This window comes from Parasutterella excrementihominis YIT 11859 (assembly GCF_000205025.1).
GTDB classification, from domain to species: Bacteria; Pseudomonadota; Gammaproteobacteria; order Burkholderiales; family Burkholderiaceae_F; genus Parasutterella; species Parasutterella excrementihominis.
On record NZ_GL883713.1, the window covers coordinates 36,836 to 44,714 of the forward strand.

The following is a 7,879-nucleotide window of genomic DNA, read 5'->3' on the forward strand; positions in this document are numbered from 1 at the left end:
TTAAGGTACTTTTGCTTTGAACTCATGGCACTGATCGCAAACCAATCGAGAGGGTTTGTGACCTTGATGACATTCAATGCAATTTATTTGACCCATATGCGTATCGTGATAGTTGATATCTCCACCATCAGTCTGGGCTGCCAGTTTCTCATATGTGCCGCCGTGACACTTGAGGCAGTTATCCATTTGGATTTGACCGTTTGGTGTACCTTTACCATGACAAGCTTCACAGGGAACTTGTTTAGCGGCATGCCTATCGGCTAAATATTTAGGAGAATCAGCAGCGAAGGTAAGACAGGAGATCCCGGATAAAACAACCAAAATCGAAATAGCCTTCAGAATTTTCATATTTCAACCTTGAGTAGGTTTGAGAATTATTAGAGCTTTGTTCTATTTCTTAAGCTCACCTTAAGAGAAGTGTAATCCCCAATATTAGATATGTAAATAGCTAAGTAATCGACAAGATAGTTACAGTGCGTTGAGCAGACAGCTTCTGCGTTAGGTAAGCCTATTGGGTTAATAGCAGTTCCTTTTTAAGGGAGATTTTAGGAGTTAAAGATTCTTTTAGTTTAGGGGGTGTCTCCTTCCATTCCCTTTATTCTCTAACCAAAGGGAGAAAGCAGACAGATGCTCGTTACCTCTCAGAAGGACAAGGCGACCTAATTCAAAAGTCCAGAAGAGAATTATAGAAAGAAAGCATCACGAAGAGACAAGAAAACAGCGGAATTTCCAGCTTTTCATTCAGCTGAAATTCAGAACAATAGCTAAATAATCGAGTCCAGAATAATTAAAAAGGTAGCAAGGATAAAATTTACCTTTTTAACTCCCTCCTCCATACACTGTAAGCCTTACTCTGTGATGTAAAAATTATGCTTGAAAGAGATTCAACAAAGCTCCGGTCAGAACCTTCCTCCTTTCTTAATTGACAAGTCATAAGGAGAGACTATTAAATGGTAATTATCAAATACCGGTAATTTTTTCAATAACTCTATTCCAAAGCTGTTCTTTGCAACCTCTGGCTTCACGTTGGGATCATATATATCGACTTTTACCCCGTTTTGTTCCAACATGCTTTTTAAAGAAGGAACCTGAGTATTTCTTATATCCGGCACTTCCGGTTTGAAAGATAATCCATTGATAAGAACATAGCTTGAAGCGTAAGGGCGCTTTAATTTATTTAAGATCTTCCTGTAAAAATTGGCAACCGCCTCTTCATTTGTTTTTCTTGCCTGAGCAATTAACGGAAGATTAGCCGAAAACTTTCTAGCTTCATCGATTAAATAATAAGGATCCACCGGGACACAATGGCCACCTACCAAACCCGGATGATAATTATTGAAGTTCCATTTTGTAGAAGCAGATTTCAAAACGGAATCCATTGGGATACCCATCTCATCGAAACAAAATAGAAGTTCATTAAGAAGAGCGATATTGACATCTCTTTGGATGTTTTCGAGCAGCTTCGAAGCTTCCGCAACCTCCAGCGATTCAGCTTCATGAATAGACGGAACGATCTTTTCGTACAAACGAGATACAAATTTAAGGCTTTTGTCATCCAAACCGGAAACAACCTTGGCAACTTTACTTAGGGCATGACTTTGATCTCCGGGATTGATTCTTTCCGGAGAGTAAGCCAACAAAAAATCCTTACCAGCCTTTAATCCCGATCCTTTTTCCAAAATTGGCAAACAAACATTGCGAGTGCAACCGGGGGACACCGTAGATTCAAAAATCACACAATTACCCGGAGATAGTGATGAAGAAACCGTTTGAGCAGCGTCGATTAAACAAGACAAATCTGGCCGATCGTTCAGTACCGGAGTCGGGACGGCCACAATGAACACGTCGAATCCTTTCAGTTTTTGTTTATCAAAACTGAACACTGCCTCGGCCTCTCTCACTTCCTTCGCTGAATAATCGCCATTTCTATCAATGAAACTCCTCAATTCTTTGATTCGGGATTGGTCGATATCAAAACCAAGAACGGAAAAATGCTTAGACAATTCGATAATTAAGGGAAGTCCGACGTACCCGCAGCCTAGTACTGCAATTTTTAATTTTGTCAATTTATCCATACTACTTCACTGACTTTTCTTTGGAGCTTATGTACTCTTTTACTTCGCCGTCTGAAAGAAAATAACGATTCCCGGTCTTTTTACATTCTGCCCAGCCGTCTGAATCAAACTGCAGTTTCTCTCCATACCGACCTACCCAACCAAAATGAACTGCAGGATTTCCGGCAACCAACTCAAAATCTTTGATCGATTTAGTAACGACAGAACCTGCTCCTACCATTGCATATCTCCCAATTTCATTTCCGCAGAGAATGACCGCATTTGCTCCGATAGAAGCTCCTTTTTTAACCGTAGTTTTTAAAAACTGGTCCTTTCTGTTGACTTCGCTTCTAGGTGTCAAGATATTCGTAAAGACACAAGACGGTCCTAAAAAGACATCATCTTCAACAATTACGCCGGTAAAAAGGGACACGTTGTTTTGGATTTTTACGCGCTGCCCAATATTAACTTTCGGCGCAACATAAACGTTTTGTCCTAAAGTACATCCTTTACCAATACTTGAGCCTCCGGAAATATGACAAAAATGCCATATTGTGCAGCCCTCTCCAATCAAAGCGCCTTCATCAATAACCGCCGTAGGATGAGCTTGATATTTATTCATGATTTCTGAAAAATTCATTTAATGCGAGAATTACACGATCTTGCTCGGCCTTCTCCATAGAAGGAAAGAGAGGCAAGGACAAAACACAATGAGTTAGTTTCTCCGCATTGGTAAGAGAGGAGCCGCTGCGTATGCGAGATTGATAAGCTTTTTGCCAGTGCATCGCCAAAGGGTAATAAATTTGCGTGGAAATTCCTTTCTCCCACAAAAAGCTCTTTAACTGTTGCCTGAGCTGCGGCTTGACCTTAATCGTAAAAACGTTGGGAATGTTAAGAGGATTATGAGGAAAAGGCGGCAATTCAATCTCGGAAATCTCTCTTAGCTCCTCTTGATAACGTATAGCGATTTCCACCCGCTTTTCATTCGCATCTCTCAAATACTTCAAAGCATGCCGCAACACGACGGCCTGCAAGGTGTCCAAGCGCGAATTCAAACCAAGAATTTCATGAAGGTATTTATCGCGTTGTCCGTGATTCAAAATCATCCGAATCTTTTGTGTAAGTTGCACATCATCCGAATTAACGAAAACCGCACCTCCGTCTCCCCAGCAACCCAAATTTTTTGTGGGGAAAAATGAAGTACAGCCTAGCCTCCCAGCCGTTCCTGCCTTTCTGCGTGTTCCTTCAATTTCCACTTCGGCCCCTAAACATTGGGCTGCATCTTCAATAACAGGAAGCCCGTGTTGTTCGGCAAAGTGAAGGATGTCGTCCATCGATGCCGGCAATCCGAACAAGTGAATGGGCAGTATTGCTTTCGTCTTGGAAGTAACGGCGTCTTTCAGCAAACCAACTTCTATATTAAATGTCTGCCAGTTAACATCCACAAGAACGGGCTTCAAACCCAGCAAACACATCATTTCCACAGCAGCTGGATATCCGTACGCCGGCGTTATCACCTCATCGCCTTCGCGAAGATCCAGTGCCATCAAGCACGCAAGAAGAGCGTCGGTTCCGTTCCCGGTCGTTACCACGGAATGCGTCTGAAGTTCTAAGCAAAGCTCTTTTTCAAAGGCTGCCACTTCACAGCCTTTAATGAACCTACCCTCTGCAATGACTTGAGAAAGAGCGGATTGAAGTTCAGGCGGCACACCCTCTTTCACAACCTCAGGGCGAAATATAGGCACAACGTTACCCATTTCTTAGTGACTTACCCTTTCGTCCTTCGGATGCTCTCGCAAAGCGAGACGGCCGGGAATGCTTCCTGAAGCCCAAATCCTCTGCCCGCCAGAATTTCCTCGTAACTTTTTGTATGGAGATCTGTAAAACCATTTGTGAAATCAAACGGCTCTCCGTCAATCATCATTTGTCTCCAGGATCTTTGATCGGAATTTCTTACTTCCTGCGGCAAATCTTCCTGTCTAATGCTTAAACAAAATTCAATCTGCGCCAAAGGGCAATCCAAGGTTCCTTTAAGACACTCCGGATCATTTTCCTTGATTGAAAAAGATGTCGGATAACCAAATAATCGGATCAGCATATCGAAAAAATGGATTCCGATATTGCTTGCAATTCCTCCGCTTTTGCTTTCGTCAAACTTCCAACTCTTTTTGTACCAAGGCCCTCGCGACGTCACATAATTCAAAGAGACTTGAAGCTTTGATCTCTGCCTATCACCCGCAAATAAGTCTTCCACTCTTGTTTTCAGTTTTTGGATCTGAGGATGAAGACGAAGCTGAAGGATACAAAAGACTTTTTTGCCAGATTGCTTTTCTAGTTCCTGCAGCCGGAATAACTCATTGGAGGTCAGAACCAAAGGCTTCTCACATATCACGTTCATCCCATGGCTAAGCCCAAATGCAATATGAGAAAAATGGAGATAGTTAGGGGTACAAACCGAAAGGTAATTAATATCCGGCGCTTGTGATTTCTTTCTCTCTTTTATGTAATTTTCCAATTCGTTCTCAGAGAGAAAAAATTGGCAATGAGGAAATCGACGGTCCAACACACCAACACTATCTGATTTATCGCATGCGCAGCAGAGTTCGACGCCAACACTGTGAATCGCCTCTATATGACGAGGTGCAACAAAACCAGCAGCTCCCAATAATGCAAAGATAGGATTTTCCATGACTTAGTGATAAACACAAGATTGATACGGGTAAGTTAGAATTTCAAACAAATAGTATTATGCCAAGAGTAAGCATTATGATTCTGCTCCTTCCGACTTATTTTATCGAAAACCCCGAGCGTCCCTTGATCCAAAACAGAGAACGAAGCAACATAAAATCCTCGAAAAAATAATAGAATCTTTTTCATACCCCACTTGGATCGTCTACATAAACCCTCATCGTCTTCCAACCAGACAATGATACAAACCACTCAGTAGACTAGGAACAACAACATTCATCAAATCTCTGAAAGGAACACTTCATGACCGCTCAACAAGGAAATAAAGAGATCTCCATTTCCGTCATTGTGCCTGTACATAATGTTGAGGCCTATTTGAACGAATGTCTTTCGAGCCTCCTCATTCAATCGCTCGAGTCGGCGGAATTTATTGTCATCGATGACGGCAGCACGGACAAAAGCGGACAAATTTGCGATGAATTTGCGTCAAAAGATTCTCGCTTCAAAGTTATTCATCTAGAAAATAAGGGAACCCTCGCTGCCCGTAAAACAGCTTTTGCTGCTGCCAAAGGAAAATGGTGCGTCTGCCTAGACGGTGATGACAAGCTACCATTTAATCGAGTCCTTGAAATCGAGGTTGCATTAGCGAATAAATACGATGCTGATATCCTCCGTTTCGATATGGATGCTTTTGGCACCACTCCAGAAGAAATACAGGCTTACTTCAGATTCAGAAATCCATGGTACGGGATTATCAACACACCATACGAAATCATCAACGCCGTCTTCAGCCGGGGGACCATCGGCTGGGGAATGGCGGATAAAATATATCGCACATCCATTGTTAAAAGAACGCTACCATTCGTCAATGATACCTTTCTAATCTCCGGAACAGACTGCTATCAATTCTTTCTTATTTGTTATTTTTCGTCTACGCTCCAATCCATAAAAACCGAGCCGCTTTATAGCTATCGTATAGGGTGCGGGATTTCAACGAGTTCCCCTGATGCTAACAAAATTAATGAGCAATCGAAAATTCTTTTAATCCCAAGCTATCTTAGTCGCTTTCTTGAGTCGGAAAAACAAGAAGAAAAATACCAAAATGTTCTAAAGAGATTGACGGAACGATTACTTGATCAAGCCGTCACACGAGTTTCACGTCTCCCTATTGCAGACAGTGCAACCGGTTTCGATTCATTATTTGTAAACACAGACCTTCGGGACTTAGTTGTTGATTATCTAATTCAAAAATATTGGTCTTCTCCCGCCCTCTTATCCCAAAAAATCAAAGGGGCACGCTTCCTGGCGTCTCTTCCCAAAAAAATCAGAAAAATAGGGATTTTCTATCACAGGGTTTATGATGGAGGCGTCCAACGAGTAATCTCTCTCCAAATCCCTCAATTCTTAGAAATGGGATTCAAAGTAGTTCTTTTTACAGAAGAAATAAAAGAAGAACTTGAATATAACCTTCCCTCAACGACCGAGAGAGTGATTCTACCTTCCTCTTTTAAGCATGGCCGAGGTGCAAAATTGAGGAAATATTTAAAAGAACACAATGTTGATTTACTCATCCACCACGCAGCTCATTCTAACAACTTGTTTTTTGACGGATTGATCACAAAGTCTTTAGGAATACGCTTTTGTATTACTAGCCATGAAATCTGCACCCTCTTTTTGCTTGACAAGTGCAGTCACTTATCTCAATTTCCATTTTTTTATCATATTGCAGATGCCATGGCTGTACTAAACACAATGGACTTAAAGTTCTATTCTGCATTAGGAATCCCGACATTTTATATTCCTAATCCTATCCAATTTTTACCCTTCACTCCCAAAACAATTGAACCAAATGATGTAAAAAATCTCGTATGGATTGCTCGACTTGATCAATTTCAAAAAAATTATGTTGAAGCTTTAAAGATCTTTAAGCTAGTATGCGAAAAGATTGATGACGTGGTTTGTCACATCGTCGGACGTGGAGAAGCAGCTGATGTTGAGTACATAACTAATTACGTTAAAACCAACGGACTAGAAAATAAAATCATTTATGAAGGTTTTACAACTAATTTGCAAAAATTTCTTTCTACCGCGGATGTCCAACTCATTACTTCGAGCTTCGAATGTTTTCCTATGAACCTGATCGAAGCAAAGCAATACGGTATCCCTGTTGTTTTGTTTGAACTTCCTTATGTTGAACTCATAAAAGATCAAAAGGGAATAATCCCGGTCCCACAGCATTCCGTTAAAGAAGCAGCAGAAGCGATTATTGAGTTACTGCGCAATGATTCTAAACGAGAGGCTTTGTCGTTAGCATCGGAACAATCGTTAGACACATTCAAAAGAAGAGTTCCTTCTCATATACGGTCGTGGAAAGACATTATCGACAAATTAGAATTAAAAGAAATTACCCCCCCCCATAGCCGCCACGAACCCTTTGATCCTGATTGGTATAACTTTTGGCAAACAATTCTCTTTTTCCAATCAGAGAACAAACAAAATAAATCGGAGGTAATTAATTTATCAACGTACGATAGAAAAAAAATAGAACGATACGAAAATTGCTTATCATTTCTTTTAATATTTTTTCCGCCTCAGACTCTTCGCTACAACCTTATAAAAAAAGTAGCGAGAAAGATCTACAATTTCATAAAAAAATACGTTCGTAACAAATAAAATTTAGAACCTGTTAAACAACTGTCGCAGGATACGGTCTTTGAACAATATTCTCAGTTCCGCGGAACAGGTTCTGACTTTTTTAATTAGTCTCTCGGGGCAGCGATTTAGTTCGAGAGACCGTCTAGCCTTACGAACGCCGCTTCCTTAGCCTGTATCCGTGCTAATGCTCGAGGGGATTCTCCTTTCACTCTCTCAAATAGTAGAAACCAAGAGTTCTGTCAGCGATACCATCAGCGATGTATTTTTCGCCTAACCACTCGTACCAATCAACGCATGGCCTTTAACTGACTATGATCGTGGACAAGTTATCGGCACGACTTTTAGTAATTTCAAAGACGAGGCTTTGCTCCTGAGCAGTTAGAGTCCCCAGACCAAAGCCATCGATTGTGAGCAGGTCCGCTTCATTAATCTTCTTTAGCGCCTCAGATTTTTTCCCGAGTTTGATAGTTGTTTTTGGGCCT

Annotated in this window: 7 protein-coding genes; 1 reads left to right on the forward strand and 6 read right to left on the reverse strand. The window is 41.2% G+C overall.

What is annotated here, in order from left to right:
• From HMPREF9439_RS06920 to HMPREF9439_RS06940, 5 genes are all read right to left on the reverse strand, one after another.
• Window positions 1–348, reverse strand: a complete 348-nt coding sequence (locus HMPREF9439_RS06920; RefSeq protein ID WP_008864305.1) for a cytochrome c3 family protein — start codon at window positions 346–348, stop codon at window positions 1–3.
• A 551-nt stretch (window positions 349–899) separates the two neighbouring features.
• On the reverse strand, window positions 900–2,075 hold the full coding sequence (locus HMPREF9439_RS06925; protein ID WP_008864306.1) for a nucleotide sugar dehydrogenase: 1,176 nt from the start codon (window positions 2,073–2,075) through the stop codon (window positions 900–902).
• Between the two features lies 1 nt (window position 2,076).
• The gene (locus HMPREF9439_RS06930; RefSeq protein ID WP_008864307.1) at window positions 2,077–2,676 is read right to left on the reverse strand and encodes an acyltransferase; all 600 of its coding nucleotides are present in this window, start codon (window positions 2,674–2,676) and stop codon (window positions 2,077–2,079) included.
• Window positions 2,669–3,811: a DegT/DnrJ/EryC1/StrS family aminotransferase gene (locus HMPREF9439_RS06935; RefSeq protein WP_008864308.1), complete on the reverse strand. Its 1,143-nt coding sequence runs from the start codon at window positions 3,809–3,811 to the stop codon at window positions 2,669–2,671. The genes HMPREF9439_RS06930 and HMPREF9439_RS06935 overlap by 8 nt, the downstream gene beginning before the upstream one ends.
• Before the next feature lie 11 nt (window positions 3,812–3,822).
• A complete protein-coding gene (locus HMPREF9439_RS06940) occupies window positions 3,823–4,743 on the reverse strand; it encodes a Gfo/Idh/MocA family oxidoreductase (protein ID WP_008864309.1) in 921 nt (306 codons plus the stop codon).
• A 302-nt stretch (window positions 4,744–5,045) separates the two neighbouring features.
• Here HMPREF9439_RS06940 and HMPREF9439_RS12920 point away from each other — a divergent pair, with 302 nt between their 5' ends.
• Entirely contained in the window at window positions 5,046–7,415 is a 2,370-nt protein-coding gene (locus tag HMPREF9439_RS12920) for a glycosyltransferase (protein ID WP_008864310.1), read from the forward strand.
• Between the two features lie 283 nt (window positions 7,416–7,698).
• On the opposite strand, the gene HMPREF9439_RS06950 is transcribed toward HMPREF9439_RS12920, so the two are convergent.
• Window positions 7,699–7,879 (reverse strand): ATP-binding protein (locus tag HMPREF9439_RS06950; RefSeq protein WP_008864311.1); only part of this gene is annotated, 181 nt, incomplete at its 5' end.